The sequence below is a fragment of the Microcoleus pseudofavosus SVA1_A4 genome (assembly GCF_036700565.1).
Lineage (GTDB): Bacteria > Cyanobacteriota > Cyanobacteriia > Cyanobacteriales > Microcoleaceae > Microcoleus.
In genome coordinates this window covers 25459-46574 of the sequence record NZ_JAUBPE010000006.1, presented here as the reverse complement: position 1 = coordinate 46574, position 21116 = coordinate 25459, and the positions used below count along the sequence as shown (strand labels likewise).

Genomic DNA, 21116 nt, shown 5'->3' with positions numbered 1-21116 from the left:
TGTCTTATAATGAACAATTATGAGCTACAGTCCTGGACGCAAAAAGTAGTTTTACCTGCTAGTTAACGCTTCGATAAATTGAAATAAAAACTGGGCGATTGAAATCGATCCTGCACAAACTTTCGTCCACTCCAAGCGGACTAATATGGGGGCAAAAGCATTCATCATTTACCGTGCTGGATCGACTGTTAAAAATTTCGTTAAAATTTTCAATTAAAAGATCGGCAATTCTACTATAAACTCAGCACCGCCCCCAGTTTGAGATTCAATTTGAGATTCAATTTGAGATTGAGTTTGAGATTGCACGGGAGATTGAACGGTAAGGTGGCCGCCGTGCAATTCTACAATAATTTTATAGCAAACCGACAGCCCCAATCCTGTCAAACTTTTAAAGGATTTAGTATGGCAAAACGGGTCAAATATTCTGTGTTGAATTTCCGGCGGAATTCGGGAGCCGTTGTGGGCGATCGATACTGCAATAAACCTGGCTGGAAAATGCTCGACAATATCTGTTTTAATTGTAATAAGTTGAGCGGAGTTTTCAATACTGTTAACAGCATCAATAGCATTGCTGAGGAGACTCGCGAATACCTGGCTCAGTTGACCGGGATAACACAAAATTGGCGGCAGGTTGTTGTACTCCTTGACTACTAATATTTTTGGCTCCAGCCGGTGAGCGAGCAACAGCAGAATATTGTCGATGCTTTCATTAACGTTGGCGCGTTCTTTGTTGGCTGCGTCAGGAAGTGAAAAATTCCGCAAAGCCAGGACTATCTGGCGAATGCGATCGGCTCCTCTTTTCAAAAGATTGAGAATTTGCGGCAACTCTTGGCTGATAAAATCTAGGTCGCAAGTCTCTATTTCTTTGGCAATTCGCGGCACAGGTTCGGGATATTGTTCGCGATAGAGGCGAATTATATGGAGCAAATCTTTGATATAATCGTTGAGGTGAATCAGGCGGCCGTAAATAAAGTTAATCGGGTTGTTAATTTCCTGGGCAATTCCGGCGGTGAGTTGACCGACAATTGTCATTTTTTCGCTTTGTACTAAATGCTCTTCGGTTTTTCTGAGTTTGGCTAATACTTCTTCCAAAAGTTTTAGTTCTTCTTGAATTTGCCCGTGGAGTTGGGATTGGGAAATTGCGATCGCCAGCGAGTCGGCAATTGCTTCCAAAACTTCCACCTCGTGGGGAGCCGCAAACCGCCGGTTTGCACAGGCGAACAGATATCCGAGCCGATTAGTCTGAGTCAGTACGGGTACTGCTGCGTAGTGGCTGTTTGTGAGTTGGAAATGGGCGGGCTCCTGAGACGCTGCGCGATCGGGGGCGGCGGTTTTATGTAACAGTATCGTTTCGCAGCGGTGAAGCCGTGCAGCTAAATCTCCAGAGGGCCCTCCTGGAACGCCAAAGATTCCCAAATGTCCCGACAAACCTTCCCGGCAATATTCCCAGTTAAATTCTAAAGTCTCTTGTCGGGGGTCGTACCAGCCGAAAATTGCTCGATCGAGCTTCAGCAAAGTACCGAGTTCGTCTACTGTAGTTTGGAGGATGCGATCGGGGTGCAAGCAAGCGCGAATGCGGCCGGTCAAGCGGTGGAGAAAAGCTTCTGTGCGAGTGCGGATGCAATTTAGAGCAAACAGCTTCAGTGCCGCAATTGCTGCGAAAATAGCTGCGCCGGCAATTCCGGCGGCGGCTGCTGCTAGTATATTTAAGGAGAGCAGTTCTTTTTCGAGATTGTCGCGGGGAATTACGAGGGCGATCGACCATTCAGCTTGTTCTAAAGGAAGATAGGCAACATAAACTCTGGCGTCGTTGATTTTAGTCAGCAAAATACCAGTTTTTTGATAAACCATTTCCCGGGCTACATTCGCCAAATTAGCATCTGCGGACTCTAAAAGACTGGGAGCCGGCTTGTCGATATTTCCCATTAACCCAGGGTCGGGATGGACAATCGGGACTCCTTGAGAATTGAGAACAAAAGCGTAAGTTCCTGCCCCATATTCCAGCTTTCCTACTACTTCGGCAATGCGGTCGATGCTAATCACGCCGTTCATTACTCCGATCGGCTTGGGGGCTATTTTATCAAGAGACTTTGCCGAATTTGACCGCACTGGAGCCGAAATGGGCACAATACTTTGTCGTTTGAGCGTGCGAGAAATGGTAGGATCTGAAACATAGACTTCCCCAGCCATTGCCTTTTTGAAGTGTTGGCGGTCGCTGACATTAATCAAGGCTCTGCCGACTTTTGTGGTGAAATAAGAACCGTCGGGTTCAATTAAGGCGAAATGCAAGAATTCTTGCCGTCGAATTATTTCCGATTTTAAATAAGGCCCTGCCACTGACCAATTCATCGAACGAACCGGAGGAGTGCTGGCGAGGATTTCGATCTCAGCCTTTCTAGTGCCGAGCCAGCGATCGATCTTGTTACTGCGCTGCCTAACTTCTAACAAAGTATTTCGCTCGCTTTTGTTGATAATCAAGCGGCGAACGCTTTGATAGCTGATACAACCAGCGATGCTAGCTGCCATAATTGTTACGCCCAAAATTAACAGGGCAATTTTGTAGCGCAGATGGTATTCGCCCTTAAATCTCGCTGGCAATAGTCGAGTTAATTTCCACCACTTCACTTTCGCAAAGCTTCGCATGGTTTGACTAATTTGTGAGATTGAAACCTTCAGCTCACCTGCCATGTATTCCTAACCTGCCAGCAGTCTAAAACTACTAGCATTCAATAGTTGCGGGGTTTTTTGAATTTTTTCCCGCTGGCCGGCTCACCTTGTTAAACTGGAATATGATTTTACCATGTTTTTGACCGCTTAAAAAAATTCATCAACAATTTAAGAGTTTTGTCAACAGTCGTTAATAATTTGTGTAGATTATGTAAGGTGCGTAGTCCGCACCTTACGTTAATATGTTTGGTGTTTTTTTAAATAATTAAATTTTAAAAGTTTTGAGTTACAGGTACATAGCTCGGGAGCATCTCAGTTTTGCAAAAAGCATTTTTTTTTATTGTAGTGCGAGCGTCCCCGCTCGCGTCTTGTACTCGCGAGCGGGGACGCTCGCACTATAAATGCAAAACTGAGATGCTCCCCATAGCTCTTGTAGGGACACGGCAGTGCCGTGTCCCTACGGCTTACTTGGGAACCGCTATAATAGACTTCTCCCCAAAAGCAAGTTTTGAACAGGCAGGATGCCTGTTCCACAATAATTATGCCAGAGGTATAATGAACGAAAAACTTGTTAAATTTTTAATTAACAGGTCGAAACTCAAAACTATTTTCGGTGCTAAATTCCCGCATTTGAGCAATTTGTTTAAAGAACCTTGTGAGTGTGTTCGTGCTGTTTTACATTGTCTTCAGTGCGAATGACGCGCTCGGAGTTGAGCACTCTTTTGCGCTCTAAGGAATAAGTAAAGTCGTTGCGAACTGTTCCCAAGGGAATGTGAACTTGAGCTTGGGGGCGGATTTTGTAAGTGCGGGCTGCGGCGATCGCCCGAAAGCCGAATTCTTCGCTAAACTGAGCTGATGCCGGGAAATCAGGCAGCATTTTGGGTGATTCACCGTCGAGAACAGATCCCAAGGTTGTACCCCAAGCCATTTTATAGGATGTGGGAATTCCCTTGACAATTGCTTCCAAAGCTGCTGAGGGAATAGCCTCTATTACCTGCACTTCAAAAACTTCGCCTTCTTCTTTGATGAAGCAGGTGGCCACACCCACTGCTATGTAGTCGTCGGTGCAGAGTTCGGGAGCGTTGGGATAAACTATTGCAGTCGTCATAAAATTCTTTTGAGTTGGAGTTGAAAACAGGGAGCGAAAAATCAAGCGATTTTAGATTTTAGATTTTAGATTTCTTCCACAGATTTTTATGGGGATTTTACTTAAAAAATCTCAAACCGGCTGTTCTAATATCTAAAATTTTTGGGTTAAGCTCCAAAGAGCCGATCGCGCCAGTGTGTCGATCGTACCACATTAAGGTAGATGCCGGATGATTCGGCAAGGATTCCCCGCCGCCACGACGTTTGCGGGAATATCTTTGACAACAACACTGCCTGCGCCGATCGTGCTATTGTCGCCAACAGTGACTCCCGGACAAATAATACTGCCGCCGCCCATCCAAACATTATTGCCAATATTAATCTCAGCCGCGAGTTCTCGGCCAGAAAGTCTAATTTCCGGGTCTGTGGGGTGAAAAGCGGTGTAAATTTGCACGTTTGGCCCGCAGAGAAAATTTTCGCCGATGTTAACTCGATTGCAGTCGAGAATCACGCAGCCAAAATTCATGTACAATCCGTTTCCAGCATAAATATTGCTGCCGTAATCGCAGTAAAAAGGCGGCTCGATTTCAACTTTCGGCCCGACGGCGCCGAACAATTCTGCGATAATTTCTAACCGTTTGTCAGGTTCGTCTTCGCGGGTAGAATTGTAAATTCTGGCGAGGCGGCGGGCTCGCTGGCGCTCTAAAATTAATTGCTCATCCGCAGCTAAATACAATTCGCCGGCGAGCATTTTTTGTTTTTCGGTTTTTTCCACAGTTTTTTCTACAGTAAGAATTGGCGGTTGATATCAAATCCGGTAGCATCGGAATCAATATAACCCGAAATCAGGACACGGTAGTGCCGTGTCCCTACAATAAATCTGGCGTAGAAATCAGGACACGGCAGTCCCGTGTCCCTACCATCAATCGCCGTAGGGAAACGGCATTGCCGTGTCCTCTATATCATTCCGGCGCAGCCGGAATTGATATCAAGAGTCTGATGGGAACACATACATTTAAGAATCTGGTTTGGACTGCAAACAAACGGCTAAATCTAGATTGGTTAATTGCTCAAAAGCTCGATCGATCGAACCTTTTCCCCGCAGAAAACCCGTATTCGCAGCGGGGCAAATATATTGCAAAGTGGAGGGCGAAAATCGATCGATAATTGACTGAACGCTGTTAATTTGCCGGGGCCAGTGAAAAGTTTTTGCCGTTCTGTGCGGTAGAGGGGCGGCTTCTCGGTTGGGGAGCAAGTGTCTGCCGGAAAACAGGACTCCGCCGTTGCCAGTATCATAATAAAGGCAAGAGGAACCCGGAGAGTGGCCGGGAGTCCAAAATGCTTTTATTCGATCGCTCAAAGCAAATTCTCGCTCAAAAACCGTCACCTTCAAACCCGGCAGCAAATAAGCTTCCTGCTCTTGAATCAGGATATCGCACCCCGTAGCTTCCTGAATCTCCCGCGCCTTGCCGATAGCGCCGCGGTGGGTGAGAAACAGCAGCCGCACGCCGCCCTGTTCCCGCAAAAATGTTTGGTTAATCTCATCCCAAGCGGGACAATCCACCAAGATGTTAGTTTGGTTTTCTACAATGAAATAGGCTGTCGCACCCAGGGTATCCCGGTTAGGCGGGAAAGCAAAGATATTGTCGAGCACGGGTCTGGGTTGTTTGGAGACTGAACTCTGTTGTTTCAAGGAAGTATTTCAGAAGGGAATGGGATAAATATTATGTTCTTTTTACTATGGTTGTTCGTATTGGGACTGATATCGTACTACTTGTTGCAGAGCAGCACCAGCCGCATCACCCGAACTCCGGTATGGCTGCTGTGGCTGGTAATGATGGCGCCGGCGCTGATTTGGACCGGTTGGGTTTTAGTTAACGGCACGAGCAAAACAGTACCGCCGGAGTTAGTAATTATACCTTTTCTGGTTTGCCCTTTTTTGTACTGGTTTTTGGTACAGTTGGGGCGCAAGAAAATTACCGGCGAAACTGCTGAGCAGGTAGCAGACTCGGAGACTGAACCTGCACAGCCAAAACCGCCCGTGCGCCCCATCGATGCAGCAGAAGAAGCGAGTTTGCGCGATTGTTTTCCTTGGTCAATTTACTTTTTGCGGGATTTGGAATTTCGGCCGCAGGCTGTCATTTGTCGCGGACAGTTGCGCACGAACCCGGAGGCGGCTTATCAGGCGATTCGGGAGAATGTCCAGAGGCATTTTGGCGATCGCTTTTTAGTCATATTTCAAAACAGCTTGAGCGGTCAACCTTTTTTTGCTATAGTTCCCAATCCCAGCCGCCAATCAGGGGAAACTCCTGTCACAACCGAATCTGTAACCAGGCCGTTTTTTGCATTAGCTTTGGTGCTGATTACGGTGTTTACGACTACGATTGTCGGGGCGCAAATGGCCGGAGTTACTGAAAAAGCTTTGCAGGCAAACCCCTTAATATTGCTCCAGGGTTTGCCTTACTCGCTGGCTCTAATTACATTTTTGGGAATTCACGAATCCGGCCACTATTTAGCTGCCAGATTCTACAAAATTCCCACGACTTTGCCTTATTTTATTCCGATTCCTTTTTTCTTGGGAACTTTTGGCGCATTCATTCAAATGCGGAGTCCAATTCCCAACCGCCGAGCTTTATTTGACATCAGTATTGCCGGCCCGCTGGCGGGTTTGGTTGCGACAGTGCCGTTGTTGATTTGGGGTTTGAATCATTCGACTATTGTACCGCTGTCTGAGAAGTCGGGAATGTTAAATTTTGAGTCTTTCACCCCTAATTTTTCGCTGCTGATGACTTTGTTGAGCAAGTTAACTTTGGGCGGCGCTTTGAATGCGGAAACTGCTATTAATTTGCATCCGGTAGCGGTGGCTGGTTATTTGGGTTTGATCGTGACGGCGTTTAATTTGATGCCGGTGGGACAATTCGACGGCGGGCACATCGTGCACGCGATGTTCGGCCAGCGAGCGAGTATGGCGATCGGGCAATTTGCTAGAGTTTGTGTGCTGCTGCTTGCTTTTTTGGAACAGGGTTTGCTGCTGTGGGCAATTATTTTGTTTCTGACGCCGCTAAACGACGAACCAGCGTTGAATGATGTCAGCGAATTGGATAATCGGCGGGATTTTTTGGGGTTGCTGGCGATCGGGCTTTTGTTAATTATTTTGTTGCCGGCGCCCCGGGTACTCGTTCAATGGTTAAATGTTTAGAAGCAAGAATGAAAAAGCAAGAAGGATTTAGTTATCTAGGAGAGAAGTCTTAAGTCAAAAAAGAGATGTTCGCAAATTCTGCAAGAGTTGCTATATTAGGACTTACGCACGGGGTAAGAAACCCGGTTTCTTCCTAGATACTTCGCTACCAAACCAAGATTATTCCCAGAAACCCGGTTTCTTTGGTGTAAGTTTTTATACAAGCGAGGGGAGCATCCCAATTTGGTAAAAAGCGTTTTTTAGGAGTTCGAGCGTCTCGCTCGCGGTAGGGATCGTTCGCTATGGACGCTCGCACTGAATACGATCCAAATATATTCTGATGCAACCGTCCACGATCTGAAAGTAAAAATGGGATGCTCCCCAAGCGAGTTTAGTTTTTTTACTCGCTTTCTCTCTCGAAGTAATCTTTATTTACACCGACTTATCTGAGAAATATGTCTTACAAATCCTTTACTTTTCAACAATTAAAAGATCGGTTTGGATTGGAGGCGTCACTCAGTCCTATTTTGAGTGCCAAGGTTATTCCTTTAGAACCCTCCGAATGGCTGTGGAGAACCCTCGAAATTAGTTCTAACACTGCTGTGAAAACTGCAAAAGAACGTTCGGAACGGATTATTTCTCCTATTTTGTTAGAATCTAGAGAAAGGAACAACAGACAATTTTCTATCTTTTCGGGTTGGTCATTTGATGTAGATATTTCTCTGGGATTGAATGGAGAATGCGACTTTCTACTGTCTTGCGTGCCGGTGGATTTTGAAATTAAAATTCCGGTTTTTGTATTGAGAGAAACCCAAGGCCCAGACATAGAATCTTGTCTGCCGCAGTGTGCCGCACAAATGGTGGCTGCTCAGCTATTTAACCAACGCGAACAAAATTCAATACCTGCCGTGTTTGGCTGCGTAACTACTGGCGTTGTCTGGCGGTTTCTTAAATTAGAAGGAAATAATTTAATTATTGATTATGATGTTTATTGTCTCGATAATGTTCCTATGATTTTAGGGGTTTTGCAAAAAATAGTTAAGTTTTACCAATAACTATAATAAAATAGGTTTAGAGCGATTAATTTCGCTGTCAAGACAAACTTAATATTTTTTTTTACAGGCTGCGAAATCGAAAAAAAATGACCGAAAATCAAATAATATAGCTGTACTAATGATAACAATTACTCCCGAACAAACAGCGCTAATTCCGATTTATCGCGAGAAGTGGCGGCAAATTGGACTTTCGATCGCACCGATCGATCGCCCGCAAGCTACAGCCGCCATCAACACCGCCTACAATATCATCGGCTTTCCCGCACCGGAAATTATTTTCTGCGACAGCCCTTACATAGCTTTGCAAGCAGTTGAACCGCTAAGGATACGCGATTCTGGTCTGGAAACAGGCAGCGAAATCAGAAACAAAATTCACAATGAATTGTACGATATATTAAGGAGTCAACTCAGCAGGGAACTGGAAAATAAAATTTACAGCAAACTCTATAACCCGCTGTACGCTCAACTGATGAATCAACTGCACGTTCATGTTAAAGATGAACTTTACATCAAATTAGCGCGTAAGTTGGGCGGCAGATTTCAGAGATTTTTCATCGATCAGACTTATCATAATAACTCCATAGTTTCCGAACTCTCAGCCTGTCACGGAAGTTGGGTTGAATTTTGTATAGACGTGTTAAATTTGGAGATCGATCGCCCTTTGTATTCAGCCTTTAAATCCTTAGTGGAAAACTGCGGCTGGATTTACCCGTTTGAGAAAAAGTGCTTTGTGTGCGATCGCCCGCGACAACTTCATTTTGACAGCGAATATTTGCTCCACGCTTTATGTCAACCAGCGGTTGAATTTGCTGACAAGTTCAGCGTATACTGTTATCGCGGTGTGCGACTGCCGGAAATAATCGGTCAGGTTCCGCTGGAGTCTTGGCAAGCTTCATGGCTGTTAACAGAACATAATGCCGAAGTGCGGCGAGTTTTGATTCAGGCGATCGGCTATCCGAGAATTTGTCAAGAATTGCAAGCAACCGAATTGGATAGTTGGCAAGAATATACGTTGTTAAAAATTGATAATAATATTGACATAGAGCCAATTTATTTGTTAAAGATGACTTGTCCGAGTACGGGACACCTTCACGCTTTGCGAGTGCCGCCAAAAGTGCGATCCTCTTCGAGGGCTTCGCTAACGGCTAAAGAAGCGATTGGCTGGGTAAATTGGGGAATAGATCCAGAAGAATTTCAAGTGCAAACTTGATGGAAAAGTTGATAGTGTTGAGTGCGCTAGTTGACTGTAAAAGAATTACAGCGCCACAAAAACAGCGTTCTGTACAAGTCCAGAACAATTAAAAAATGTAGATTTACAGCCCGCACTTGGTACTATGTACTCTGGCAGCTAAAACCCACAACTTCAAATCGACATGAGCCAGCTTTCAGACCGCATTGCCCCTCACGGCGGCATCCTGGTCAACCGCATTGCCACACTAGACCAAAGACAAGAATTTTTCGACAAAGCAGAAGTTTTGCCGCGAGTCCAGCTTTCGGATCGATCGATCTCCGACCTGCAAATGATCGCGATCGGCGCCCTGAGTCCCCTCAAAGGGTTCATGAACGAAGCTGATTATCGATCGGTCGTCAAACAAATGCGCCTCTCCAACGGCCTCCCTTGGTCGGTTCCCATCACCCTCAGTGTCAGCGAAGCAGTCGCCGACACCCTCACAGAAGGCAATTTAGTGCGCCTCGACTCCCCCGCAGGCGAATTTGTCGGGCTCTTGGAGCTCGCAGAAAAATACCGCTACAGCAAAGAAGAAGAAGCCCTCAACGTCTACCGCACCGACGACCTCAAACACCCGGGCGTCCAAGTAGTAGACCAATCCGGGCCAGTTAACCTCGGAGGCGACGTTTGGCTGCTGGAACGCGAACTAGATGTCCGGTTTCCCCAATACCAAATTGACCCGGCGAAATCGAGACTGCTGTTCAAAGAAAAAGGATGGAAAACCATAGTCGGTTTCCAAACCAGAAACCCCATTCACCGGGCGCACGAATACATCCAAAAATGCGCCTTAGAAACAGTAGACGGCTTATTTCTGCACCCGCTAGTGGGGACGACAAAAGATGACGATATCCCTGCTGACGTGCGGATGCGCTGCTACGAAATTCTGCTAGAAAAATACTATCCAAAAGACCGCGTAATTTTGGCAATTAATCCGGCGGCCATGCGCTACGCCGGGCCGCGAGAAGCAATTTTTCACGCTTTAATCCGCAAAAACTACGGCTGCACTCACTTTATCGTCGGGCGCGATCATGCTGGAGTTGGAGATTATTACGGAACTTACGATGCCCAATACATTTTTGACGAATTTGAGCCGGGAGAATTGGGAATTGTGCCGATGAAATTCGAGCACGCTTTCTATTGCACGCTGACTGAACAAATGGCTACAACGAAAACAAGTCCGAGCACTCCCGAACAGCGGGTGCATTTGTCGGGAACCAAAGTTCGCGAAATGCTGCGCGCTGGAAAATTGCCGCCGCCGCAGTTTTCTCGGCCGGAAGTCGCCGCCGAATTAGCCAAGGCAATGAATATTTTCAATTACGAGATTTAAATCTTGAACCTTGGTGTTGGCGGCATTCTGAATAGTTTTGAATTTTGAGTTTTGAGTTTTAAATTTTAAAGTTTAAACTTACAGCGTATTCCAGGTTTGCGAAGTGTAGGGACACGGTAGTGCCGTGTCCCTACGGGGAAGCTCGCGATAGGCGGGTATACTTCATAAATGTGGAATCTGCTGTAAAACTCAAAAGTTAAAAATCAAAAAACATTTTAATACTAAACACTCACAATCTAATTAATCCCCGAAAATTAGTGAGGGGAATTTAACTTAAAATTGACAACTTAAAATCCAAAGCTATTTAAAAATGGGACTGAAGCGCCGGGAATTTTTGCAGCAAGCTGGCCGGGTCCTGGCCGCCATCGGAATCAGCGAGACCCTGTGGCTGCGGTTGGGCGATCGCTACCTCGAAGCCTTAGCCCAGCCGACAGCCCGCAAATTGGCTTTGTTGGTGGGGGTTGACAAATATCCAGACTCGCCCCTGCGCGGCTGCGTCACGGATGTGGAATTGCAGCGGGAATTGCTGATCTATCGGTTTGGGTTTGCGCCGTCGGACATTCTGACTTTGACTGACGCTCAAGCTACGAGGGAAAATATCGAGACGGCTTTTGTGACTCACTTGACTCAACAAGCAAAACCTGGCGACGCGGTAGTTTTTCACTTTAGCGGCTGCGGTAGCCGAGTCAGTTCGATCGAGTCTCCCGGAAAAATGCAAAACAGTTTGGTGCCGGCGGATGACGTTTTGCCACTGTTGGCCAACGGGGCGGTGAACGATATTTTAGAGGAAACGCTGCTGTTGTTGGTGCGATCGCTCGCGACAGAAAATGCGATCGCCATCCTCGACACCAGCTACACCTATCCGGGTTTCCCCAAAAACGGCAACTTTCGCATCCGGTCGCGCCCCCGCCCCACCGTCGGGCAGCCAAGCCTCGCAGAATTAACGCTTGGCGAAGGTCTCAAATCCCGTACAAATCTCCGTCCGGCGGCCACCGTACTTGCTGCGGCCGCCAATTCCCAAATCGCCGCCGAACAAGATTGGAACGGATTTAGTGCAGGTTTGTTTACCTACGCCCTGACTCAAACTCTGTGGTGGGCAACTCCCGCCAGCAGCTTCAGCGTCAGTTTCAGTCGCGCCGCCGGCAATTTTTACAGCAAGCTTGCGGGGTTATCGCAGCAACCGCAAATTCGCCATGACGTTTTAACAGCACCGGCGGCGGTTAATTTGGGAAATTTAATCTTGAATTCCCCTGCAGACGGCGCTGTGACGGCGGTGGAAGAGGGCGGCAAAACTGTGCTTTTGTGGCTGGGCGGGTTGTCGCCCGGGGTTTTGGAGTGCTCCGGGGGTTCTGTGTTTGCTGTGGATTCCTCAGCGGGCGCGAGGCTTTTGCTGCGGGGACGCACCGGCCTCTCTGCTAAAGCTCAAATTTTAGATAAGCCCGATCGAACAAACAGCCAATTAACAGTCGGCGAACTCGTGAGGGAAGAAATTCGGGTATTGCCGCGAAACATCGGTTTGACAGTAGCTTTGGACTCTGGTTTGGAACGCATCGAGCGGGTGGACGCCACCAGCGCCTTCGCGACTGTGCCGCAAGTTGCGGCCGTAGGGAGCGAGCAACCGGCCGACTTTCGGTTCGGCAGAGTCCCGGAAACGGCTGTCGCTCAAACTTCTTCGGCTTATGAGCCTGCTTTGGATCGAGGCCGCTACGGTTTGTTTTCTTTGGGCCAAATGCCGATTCCCGACACTCAGGGCGACGGGGGAGAAGCAGTTAAGGTGGCGGTGCAGCGATTGACTCCGCAGTTGAAAACCCTGCTGGCGGGGAAGTTGCTGCGACTGACAGCCAATGAGGGGTCTTCGCGCCTGAAGGTGCGGGCGGTTCTGGCAACTCTGGCGCCGCAAGCGCGGGCGGTGGCGCAGCGGGAGCCTGTGCGGGCCGATCGCACTTACCGCCTCGAACCCCTGAGCGCGGAAAGCGAGAAATCTGCAAGCAATTATATACTAAGTATGAAAAGCGGCAGCCGAATTCAGTACAGATTGTATAACGAGGGCGAGCGCCCGGTTTACTTTGCGGTGTTTTGCTCGGACAGCGCGGGACGGCTGTCAGTGTTCGGCGCTGAGGGCAAAGACCCTGTGGGGGAGAGGTCGCGGGCGATCGCTCCGGGGGAGAATTCGATCGTGCCGGCGGCTGGGGCGATTGGATGGGCGGTATCTGGGGCGATCCTCTTCGAGGGCTTCGCTAACGGACTTGCGGAAACTCTGATTATATTTAGTGAGAGTCCGTTCGATCGAACTTTGGCTGCAATAGAAGCCGAAATGCAGCAAACGAGGGATGCTTTACCAATTCGAGTGTTGTTGAATCCTTTAAATGTAGCGCGGGCTGTGCTGGAAGATTTGCACGCCGCTAGCATTCCGGGCGTGCAGAAATTGGGGATATCGACGGATGATTTGGCTTTGGATGTGAATGTTTGGGCAACTCTGAGTTTTGTTTATCGCGTAATTGGGAATGGGTAATTGGGAATTGGGGAATGGGGCATTGGTAATTGGGCATTGGTAATTGGGCATTGGTAATGACAACAGTCAACCGTCAACAGTTAACAATCAACTGATATCAATTCCGGCTGCGCCGGAATGATATAGAGGAAACGGCAGTGCCGTTTCCCTACCGTGATTTATTGTAGGGACACGGCACTGCCGTTTCCTGATTTCGGGTTATATTAATTCCGGTGCAACCGGACTTGATATAACAACTAACAACCAACCAATAACACTAACTACTTACTGCTGACTGATAAACCTTTTCTACCATTTGAGCCAAGCGTTTCATTGCAGTTTTAATCTCCATATCTGTCGCCGTCAAACTAATCCGCAAACACTCGTGCTTGTGCTGCCAATCTTCCCGCAAACCGGGGAAGAAAGAACTTCCCGGCACGACAATTACGCCGACTTGCTTCAATTTTTGATACAGTTCCCAATCAGTCATTGGCAAATCTTTCAGCCACAACCACGCAAAAATTGCTCCTTCGCCCCGGTGCAAAAACCACGGCAAATCCTTCGGCATTGCTTGTTCTAAAGTTTCTTCAACTACTGCAAATTTGCTTTGATAGTACGGGCGAATTACGTTGAGGGAAATGTCGGCAAGAGCGCCCGAATTAATTGCCCGAGTTGCGATCGCCTGTCCGTATCTCGGCGAATGAATGCACATATTGGTCTGAAAACATTCTAATAGTTGAATGATTTTTTCATCGCCGATCGCAATTCCGATTCTTTCCCCCGGCAATCCGGCTTTCGACAAACTCATGCAGTGCACGATATTGCCCCCAAAAATCGGCGTCATCTCGGTAAAATTCAAGGAGGGGAAGGGAGGGCCGTAGGCGGAATCAACGAACACCGGCACGTCGAAAGCGGCAGCTAAATCGGCTATTTTCTTAACTTCGTCGTCGGTGAGGACGTTGCCGGTGGGGTTGCAGGGACGGGAAAAAATGACGCAACCGGTGGTTTGGTCGATCGACAATTGGCTGAAATCCGGGCGGTATTTGAACCTGTGGGCGGGCGCATCAATATCGAGGGTGGGTTTGCAAGCGACTACCGCTTCGGGAATCAAGCTCACGCCGCCGTAACCGGTGTAGTCTGGGCTCAGCGGTAAAACAATATTTTTAAGCTGTTTGCTGGTAGTGTAGCCGCCGAAAGCGTTGGCTGCGTAGAAGTAAATCGATTGACTTCCCGGAGTAATTAGGATATTGCGATCGGTCAAATTCAGTCCGTAACGTCGGTTAAAATCCGCCAATACCGCATCGATAAACGGCTGATAACCTTGACTGGAACCGTAGCGACAAACCACGTCGCCGTATTCCGGGCTGGCCAAAAGTTCCGCAGTGCAGTCGCGCCACAACTGCTCGACTTCCGGCAAAATCACTGGATTTCCGGCGCTCAAATTAATAAACTCCTGCCCGCTGCCAGCTCTGAGAGTTTCAATAATGTCTTTCATAATCGCTCGCACTCCCGTGAGGTGGGACATCTGAGTGCCAAATTGAGTCAGGGCAGGGTTCATAGCAAATGCAGCGACAATGATAGAAGTTTACAGTTTATCCATAATAACCTCGTTTGCTCGCAGGAGAGGGGAAATTTGAGGGCGTGGATCGTGTGAGATTGGTCGATCGACCAATATTTTTTGTTTCAAAATGCGGAAGTACGTGTTAAAGTCGGGATTTGAAATTTTTCGGCTGTAATAATGTAGATATTGAATCGAGCGGCAAAAATTCTACCCCCTGCTAGCTCATATTTACTCCTCGTAGTTTGTAGAAAGCGGTGCATCTCACCATCAACAGCAGTAAAAATCATAATAGACATGACACACTTTCCGATCGTAGAATACGAGCAACTCACCGATCCCACAGCTCGATCAGTATACGACGAAATCTTGACCGAGCTAGGGTTTGGCATCGTACCCAACCTGTTCAAGTCAATGGCAGCCAACCCAGACTTATTAGAAGCAAACTGGAAAAAATTCCGCTCTACAATCCTGCAAGGAGACGTACCCCGCACCCTTAAAGAAATGATCGGCGTCGCCATTTCCCAAGCAAATGATAGCGAGTACGCCTTACAAGTTCACCTCCACGGACTCTCAGCTTTGGGAATCAGCGAAGAAGTCCTGCGGCTGCTGGTTTCAGACTTTGCCAACTGCCCCCTGCCCGATCGCGAAAAAGCCGTAATTACCTTTGGTTTGCAGGCCGCCACCAACCCCCAAGAGCTCACAGCAACTCACTACCAAAACCTGCGGGATTTAGGACTAGATGATGCAGAAATCTTTGAATTGATTGCGACGGCCGATTTGTTTAGCAGTGTCAACAGATATACTGATGCTATTGACCTCGAAATAGATGCCTTGTGAAACCTCTCAGAACCCAAGCCACTGAGAAGACTCGGAACTTTTGGATCGCTTCGGAGTTTTCCGCTGCTTGTCGCTATGAGGGCTTCCTGCTTCATCGCACCCGCCGCCAATCGACTTCTTCCTTCTCTCTCGCTTATAACTAAAGCCTTCTTCCTTCTGCTATAACAGATCGCTGAGCGGTATAACTCAATTTCAAGAGGCGCTGCTACCTTTGAGGTAGCAGCGCTCAGTTTTTCTCGATCGTTGGTTAAAATGTCATGTAGGTGTCACAATTGGTCGTACAACCACAATTAAAAATGTGACAGTTGACTTTGCTAAAGCTTAGTCAATTGATGCTAATCTAATCTAAACTATGTTCGTATCCTTGCATCTGCTCATCACAAGTGTTAAGTACAAAAGTCTAATTCTTATTTTTATGGCAGCGGTTTTTTAATCCTCCTGTAATCCCCTATGAAAAATAGTAGCAAATAATATGGACGCTGTGTTAACTTCATTTATGGCAAGCTGATTCCGGCTCAGCAATACATTCAAGAGCTTTTGTCGTTGCTTAAGGTTTATGAAGTTTATTACCCACTCCCGCGCCGGAAATTGCAGACAACATTCACGGCCTGGAACTCGATTTTATTTTAGAATACCTGCAAGAACTTTTGGCTTCGATGAAAATTGGAGCAGAGCAGATTAAGGATATCGTTAAATCTTTACGCACCTTATCCCACTTAGACGAAGCCGATATAAAAGAGGTAAATATCTATGAAGGGATTGATAGGACTTTATGATTTTGCAGCATCGGTTGAAAGAACAACAAAACCGTCCGGCTATCCATATCTCCCCCCCTAAGATGGGTAATCGACTAGAAGATCAAGACCGCGAAGAACTTCTGCTAACAGCCCGCAGCTTATTAGCAGAAGCTCAGTCTTTTTCCACACGCATGGCCGCAGTCAATGAAATTGCCACCGCAATTAACCGCACCCTTGATATCGATTTAATTTTTCGAGTAGTAGGCAAACAAGCCAAATGGCTGCTAGACTTTGAACACTGTAGCATTTGCCTGCACAGCACTAACTCTTGCACCACACTGTTTGGCAAAGCCATCAATTTAGATATTGCCAGCCTACCAGAAAACGGCCCCATAAAAAAAGCATTAAAAACAGCACAACCCCAACTAATTCACGAAGGCTTTACTGCTGGTGTTTTGTCCAACTACGCCTCCCAAATTATCATTCCTTTGGCAAGCGAAGGTAAGGTTTTGGGGACAATTATTTTTGCCACAACAAAGCCGCAGTCTTACAACCAAGAAGATTTGCGGATTGGCTATCTTTTAGCTTTGCAAGTATCATCAGCCATCCGCAATGCTGAACGCTTCAAAGAAATTAATAGACTGTATTCCGAACTTGATGCCGAAAAGCAAAAAGCAGACAAACTACTTTTGAATGTGCTCCCGGTTGAAATTGCCAAAGAACTCAAAATTAACGGCAAAGTGGAACCAGTTCATTATGACAACGTATCGGTTTTATTTACCGATTTTCAAGGCTTTACTCAGTTAGCCGAAAAAATGAAACCGCGAGAGTTAGTGGACGAACTTGACTATTGTTTTTCTTATTTCGATCGGGTGGTAAATAAATACTGTTTGGAAAAATTGAAAACCATTGGCGACAGCTATATGTGTGCGTCAGGAATTCCTAAACCCAAACCAGCACACGCCCTTAACGCTGTGCTGGCGGCCCTAGAAATTCTACAGTTCATGGAACTGCGAAAAAAGGTGAAAGCTTATGAAAATACTCCTTATTGGGATATCCGCATCGGCATTCATTCCGGCCCTCTGCTAGCTGGAGTAATTGGCAATAAAAAGTTTTCCTATGATGTCTGGGGAGATACAGTTAATACCGCATCTCGGATGGAATCTTCCGGCGTACCGGGAAAGGTGAATATCTCCCAGGCAACATTTGAATTAGTCAAAGATTTTTTTGAATGCGAACACCGAGGAAAAGTTTATGCTAAAAATAAGGGCGAACTGGATATGTATTTAGTTCGCCGTCTTAAATGACTTCATTGTTGCAGAGTTATATTAAAATAATACAGTTGTTGAGTTTATTTTTTAAGTGCTTATGGAAATTTGGCAAGCCGATTTTTACCGCCGCCCTCTCCAAGACGAAACTGGCAAACCACTGTGGGAACTCTTAATTTGCGACTCGGAACGCAGTTTTCAATTTAGCGCTGTTTGCCGCCAGGGTGCCGCTAATTCGACTTGGCTAGCCTCCCAGTTGCAGCAGGAAGCTCAAACTCATAATTTGCCAGATTTAATTCAAGTATTTCGACCTCAATCTCTCAGCTTAATTGAGGCTGCGGCTAAAGTTTTGGGCGTCAAAGTAGAAGCAACTCGGCGCACGGCGGCTCTGAAGTTGCTGCTGCAAGAACGGGCAAAAGCATATTCGATCATGCCTAATTATACAGGCGAAACCTACAGCGCGATCGCCCTTGAGTCACCTCCGCCCGTCCCCTTACCGGAAAACCTCTGGGGCGATGGCTGGCGTTTTGCTTCCCTACCCGCTGGCGACATTGAAGATGCTTTCCAAGGGCGTCCCCTGCCCATTTTGGAAATGCCAGAATTCCTGTTACCGCTGAATTTGGGCTTGGCCTCAACAGTGCCCGTACCGGGAGTTGTAATTGACGGCGGGCGCCAGTCTATGCGGTTGGCAAGATGGCTTCAGGATGCCAAACCTTTTGCTTTGAATTATATCGCTGGATCTCCCGACGGATTGATTTTGGAAGCTGGATTAGCAGATAGGTGGGTTGTTGCTACTTTTGAAGATAGCGAGGTGAAAGCGGCGGCGAAAATTTACCAACAGCGGAAGCAATTAAGTCGAGGATTGCATTTTTTATTAGTGCAGCCGGATGATAGTGGCATGACTTATACAGGCTTTTGGCTGTTGAATTTTGAGGGATAAGATGTAAATAATATTATTATTTGTGATGTCGATCGCGATCGCCCGAACCGCAAACAAAAAAAATACCGCCAGAACTGTGTTCAAGCAGATGCAGACTCAAGCACAAATTTACAAACACTATCTATTCCACAACTAAAATCAATCCGTTTTGGATACCCTGACACACTCGGTTGAGGTGAGCATGATCCTTTTCGTCGAGCCCGTCAAGGACTGCTGACTTGATCAGCCGTCTGTCAAGGGGCGTAATTTGGCGGAACGCAAAGATTCGCTGGACGATCGCCTCGATCGAGATTTTGGGCAGGTTAGCAGAACTGACTGTCATAGTCTTAACACGCTAAAAATATATAACAGAACTCTGTAGCTTTATTTTTAAAGATTTCGTGAAGTTATATTGTGATTGAAATCACATCTGTTTTGTGACAATATAGTGTATGTCGGGTGACTGTTGTCACGAAATCTTGAATTATCTTTACCCCAACTTAACGGTGGCCCGATAGAATCACTGTGGTGAAACTCAAGCAGAAAGTAAAAATGGCACAAGCAAAAATCGGAATTATCGGCGGCAGCGGTTTGTATAAAATGGAGGCCCTCAAAGATATTGAAGAGGTGAAAATTGATACACCTTTCGGTTCGCCGTCGGATGCCGCAATTGTGGGAACATTGGACGGTACGCCGGTGGCATTTCTGGCTAGACACGGCCGCAACCACACTTTTTTGCCCTCAGAAGTGCCTTACCGCGCAAATATTTATGCAATGAAGAGTTTGGGAGTTGAGTATTTAATCTCAGCGTCGGCGGTTGGTTCCCTGAAAGCTGAGGCGAAACCTTTAGATATGGTAGTGCCGGATCAGTTTATCGATCGCACAAAAAATCGAGTTTCTACCTTTTTCGGAGAAGGAATTGTTGCTCACATCACATTCGGCGATCCGGTTTGCGGCGAATTGGCTAAAGTATTGGCAAGTGCGATCGAATCCTTGAACCTCGCCGACGTTAACCTCCACCGGGGAGGAACCTACGTCTGCATGGAAGGCCCCGCATTTTCCACAAAAGCAGAATCCCACCTGTACCGCAGTTGGGGGGCGACAGTCATCGGAATGACAAATTTGCCCGAAGCAAAATTAGCCAGAGAAGCAGAAATTGCCTACGCAACTTTAGCATTAGTCACCGATTACGACTGCTGGCACGAAGATCACGACAGCGTAACCGTAGAAATGGTAGTTGCCAACTTGCACCGCAATGCAGCAAATGCCCAAAAAGCCATTCAAGAAACAGTGCGGAGGCTAACCGAAAATCCCCCCGTTTCCGACTCGCATTCAGCTTTGAAATATGCAATTCTAACTCAACTGGATCGAGTGCCGGCGGCCACTAAGGAAAAAATGGGTTTGCTGTTACAGAAGTATTTGTAGTTGCAATTTCAACGGTAATCATGAGGTTGTGCGTGATTCCCGATGGGTAAGGTGCGCAATGCGCACCTACATAATTCCGCTCAATTAATCAACTGCTTAAATGCCTCGTGTTCGCGAATCTTCTCCAAATCAGCTTCAGTTTGTGCCAAGTGTTTGCACACATTCGGATTGAGATTGAGGGCGCGCTTTAAATTTTCAATTGCTAATTCAATTTTACCTTGCAGTGCATAACATCGGGCTTTATTGTACCAAATTCTGTAAAAATCAGGTCGAATTTTAGCAGCATTTTCATAAGAATCAATCGCCGCTTCGTATTTTTGCAATTTTGAGAGTGCAACGCCTCGATTGTTCCAAGCGTCAGTATAATCATTTTTAACTTGTAGGGCTTGATTGTAAGAAATTACTGCCTGTTCGTACTCCTGCATTTTGGAAAAGGCAACGCCTCGGTTGTTCCAAGCGTCGGCGTAATCGGGTTTGGCTTGAATTGCTTGTTCGTAACAGCCGATCGCCTCCTGGTACTTCTGCAACTCCAACAATACCACGCCTCGATTGTTCCAAGCGTCGGGATAATTGGGGCGAATTGTGGTAGCTTGTTCGTAAGAGGCGATCGCCTCTGGATACCGCTGCATTCTGGTGAGCACAACTCCCCGGTTGTTCCAAGTATCGGCTAAATCCGGCTGAATTTGCAGGGCCCGATCGTAAGCTGCGATCGCATCTTCATAGCGGTTTTCAAAGAAACAAGCATCTCCCTGTTTAGCATAGTCGCCTGCCGTCACTAGCTGTTGGTAATTGCCGTAGTTAACCGGAGCAAATTCTTGAATTTGGGCGTCGGGAAATAACAAGTCTGTTTCTGCATTTGCGGGGTGACTTTGGTGTTGGATTTCGCCTAAGATACTTTCAGCATCGGAAATTAATAGTTTTAATTGAGAAATTGTATCGTAATGGAGACTTTCAATTTCTTGGCGAGCAATTGTTGTCTGCTTGGACAATTTACTAAACAGAAACCAAACACCGACTCCGGCTGCTGTCGGAAACAAAGTTAAGGCAATTACCAGCCCGTTCAGCAGCAGGGCAGTGCGCCCGAAAGCAATGTCAACTTCTTCTTGAACTCGATCGCGAATCTCTTCTTTAAGTTGCTGCTGTGGCAATTGCTGCTGAACCAAAAGTGCCGCCGCTCTCGGTTCAGATGCAAAAACGGTATTGGCGCAGAGTAGAATAGTCGAAAGGGCGATCGGGCTAATACTTGTTCTAAAAATACTTGACAAACGCATTGCCTTAGTGATACGCACCTGATTTGCGATTTTCATCTTTCAAGAAATGCTGGTAAAGATGATCCC

At 46.8% G+C, this 21116-nt stretch carries 16 protein-coding genes; 9 read left to right on the top strand and 7 right to left on the bottom strand.

Going from position 1 to position 21116, the window contains the following annotated elements:
* Nucleotides 1-213 precede the first annotated feature (213 nt).
* The 4 genes from QUA02_RS04320 to QUA02_RS04305 all read right to left on the bottom strand — a co-directional run bounded on the left by QUA02_RS04320 (nucleotide 214) and on the right by QUA02_RS04305 (nucleotide 5446).
* Nucleotides 214-2643, bottom strand: a complete 2430-nt coding sequence (locus QUA02_RS04320; protein ID WP_333025579.1) for a cache domain-containing protein — start codon at nucleotides 2641-2643, stop codon at nucleotides 214-216.
* Nucleotides 2644-3310: 667 nt separating this feature from the next.
* Nucleotides 3311-3775 (bottom strand): hypothetical protein, encoded by a 465-nt coding sequence (locus tag QUA02_RS04315; RefSeq protein ID WP_333025578.1) that lies wholly within the window; start codon nucleotides 3773-3775, stop codon nucleotides 3311-3313.
* 192 nt (nucleotides 3776-3967) lie between these two features.
* Entirely contained in the window at nucleotides 3968-4528 is a 561-nt protein-coding gene (locus QUA02_RS04310; RefSeq protein ID WP_333025577.1) for a sugar O-acetyltransferase, read from the bottom strand.
* A 240-nt stretch (nucleotides 4529-4768) separates the two neighbouring features.
* Nucleotides 4769-5446, bottom strand: coding sequence for an MBL fold metallo-hydrolase (locus QUA02_RS04305; protein WP_333025576.1), 678 nt, complete (start codon nucleotides 5444-5446; stop codon nucleotides 4769-4771).
* Between the two features lie 33 nt (nucleotides 5447-5479).
* On the opposite strand from QUA02_RS04305, the gene QUA02_RS04300 reads away from it, so the two are divergent.
* The 5 genes from QUA02_RS04300 (at nucleotide 5480) to QUA02_RS04280 (ending at nucleotide 13053) form a co-directional block, all read left to right on the top strand.
* On the top strand, nucleotides 5480-6952 hold the full coding sequence (locus tag QUA02_RS04300) for a site-2 protease family protein (RefSeq protein WP_333025574.1): 1473 nt from the start codon (nucleotides 5480-5482) through the stop codon (nucleotides 6950-6952).
* Between the two features lie 434 nt (nucleotides 6953-7386).
* Nucleotides 7387-7986: a hypothetical protein gene (locus tag QUA02_RS04295; protein ID WP_333025572.1), complete on the top strand. Its 600-nt coding sequence runs from the start codon at nucleotides 7387-7389 to the stop codon at nucleotides 7984-7986.
* 118 nt (nucleotides 7987-8104) lie between these two features.
* Nucleotides 8105-9196: a DUF6745 domain-containing protein gene (locus QUA02_RS04290; protein WP_333025570.1), complete on the top strand. Its 1092-nt coding sequence runs from the start codon at nucleotides 8105-8107 to the stop codon at nucleotides 9194-9196.
* A 163-nt stretch (nucleotides 9197-9359) separates the two neighbouring features.
* Complete coding sequence (gene sat, locus QUA02_RS04285; RefSeq protein ID WP_333025568.1) at nucleotides 9360-10541, top strand: sulfate adenylyltransferase; 1182 nt, start codon at nucleotides 9360-9362, stop codon at nucleotides 10539-10541.
* Between the two features lie 310 nt (nucleotides 10542-10851).
* Nucleotides 10852-13053: a caspase family protein gene (locus QUA02_RS04280; RefSeq protein WP_333025566.1), complete on the top strand. Its 2202-nt coding sequence runs from the start codon at nucleotides 10852-10854 to the stop codon at nucleotides 13051-13053.
* Nucleotides 13054-13309: 256 nt separating this feature from the next.
* Here the strand turns inward: QUA02_RS04280 and QUA02_RS04275 are convergent, their stop codons facing one another.
* Nucleotides 13310-14590 carry a valine--pyruvate transaminase gene (locus QUA02_RS04275; protein WP_333025563.1) on the bottom strand — a complete coding sequence of 427 codons (1281 nt, stop codon included), beginning with the start codon at nucleotides 14588-14590 and terminating at the stop codon, nucleotides 13310-13312.
* Nucleotides 14591-14887: 297 nt separating this feature from the next.
* Between QUA02_RS04275 and QUA02_RS04270 the strand changes: the two genes are divergently transcribed.
* From QUA02_RS04270 to QUA02_RS04260, 3 genes are all read left to right on the top strand, one after another.
* Complete coding sequence (locus QUA02_RS04270; RefSeq protein ID WP_333025562.1) at nucleotides 14888-15430, top strand: carboxymuconolactone decarboxylase family protein; 543 nt, start codon at nucleotides 14888-14890, stop codon at nucleotides 15428-15430.
* 790 nt (nucleotides 15431-16220) lie between these two features.
* Nucleotides 16221-17474: an adenylate/guanylate cyclase domain-containing protein gene (locus QUA02_RS04265; RefSeq protein ID WP_333025560.1), complete on the top strand. Its 1254-nt coding sequence runs from the start codon at nucleotides 16221-16223 to the stop codon at nucleotides 17472-17474.
* Nucleotides 17475-17535: 61 nt separating this feature from the next.
* Nucleotides 17536-18375 carry a Tab2/Atab2 family RNA-binding protein gene (locus tag QUA02_RS04260; protein ID WP_333025558.1) on the top strand — a complete coding sequence of 280 codons (840 nt, stop codon included), beginning with the start codon at nucleotides 17536-17538 and terminating at the stop codon, nucleotides 18373-18375.
* Nucleotides 18376-18496: 121 nt separating this feature from the next.
* Here the strand turns inward: QUA02_RS04260 and QUA02_RS04255 are convergent, their stop codons facing one another.
* Nucleotides 18497-18697 (bottom strand): hypothetical protein, encoded by a 201-nt coding sequence (locus QUA02_RS04255; RefSeq protein WP_333025557.1) that lies wholly within the window; start codon nucleotides 18695-18697, stop codon nucleotides 18497-18499.
* A gap of 209 nt (nucleotides 18698-18906) precedes the next feature.
* Between QUA02_RS04255 and QUA02_RS04250 the strand changes: the two genes are divergently transcribed.
* Complete coding sequence (locus QUA02_RS04250; protein WP_333025556.1) at nucleotides 18907-19779, top strand: S-methyl-5'-thioadenosine phosphorylase; 873 nt, start codon at nucleotides 18907-18909, stop codon at nucleotides 19777-19779.
* 80 nt (nucleotides 19780-19859) lie between these two features.
* On the opposite strand, the gene QUA02_RS04245 is transcribed toward QUA02_RS04250, so the two are convergent.
* Nucleotides 19860-21086, bottom strand: coding sequence for a tetratricopeptide repeat protein (locus tag QUA02_RS04245; RefSeq protein ID WP_333025555.1), 1227 nt, complete (start codon nucleotides 21084-21086; stop codon nucleotides 19860-19862).
* Nucleotides 21087-21116 lie beyond the last annotated feature (30 nt).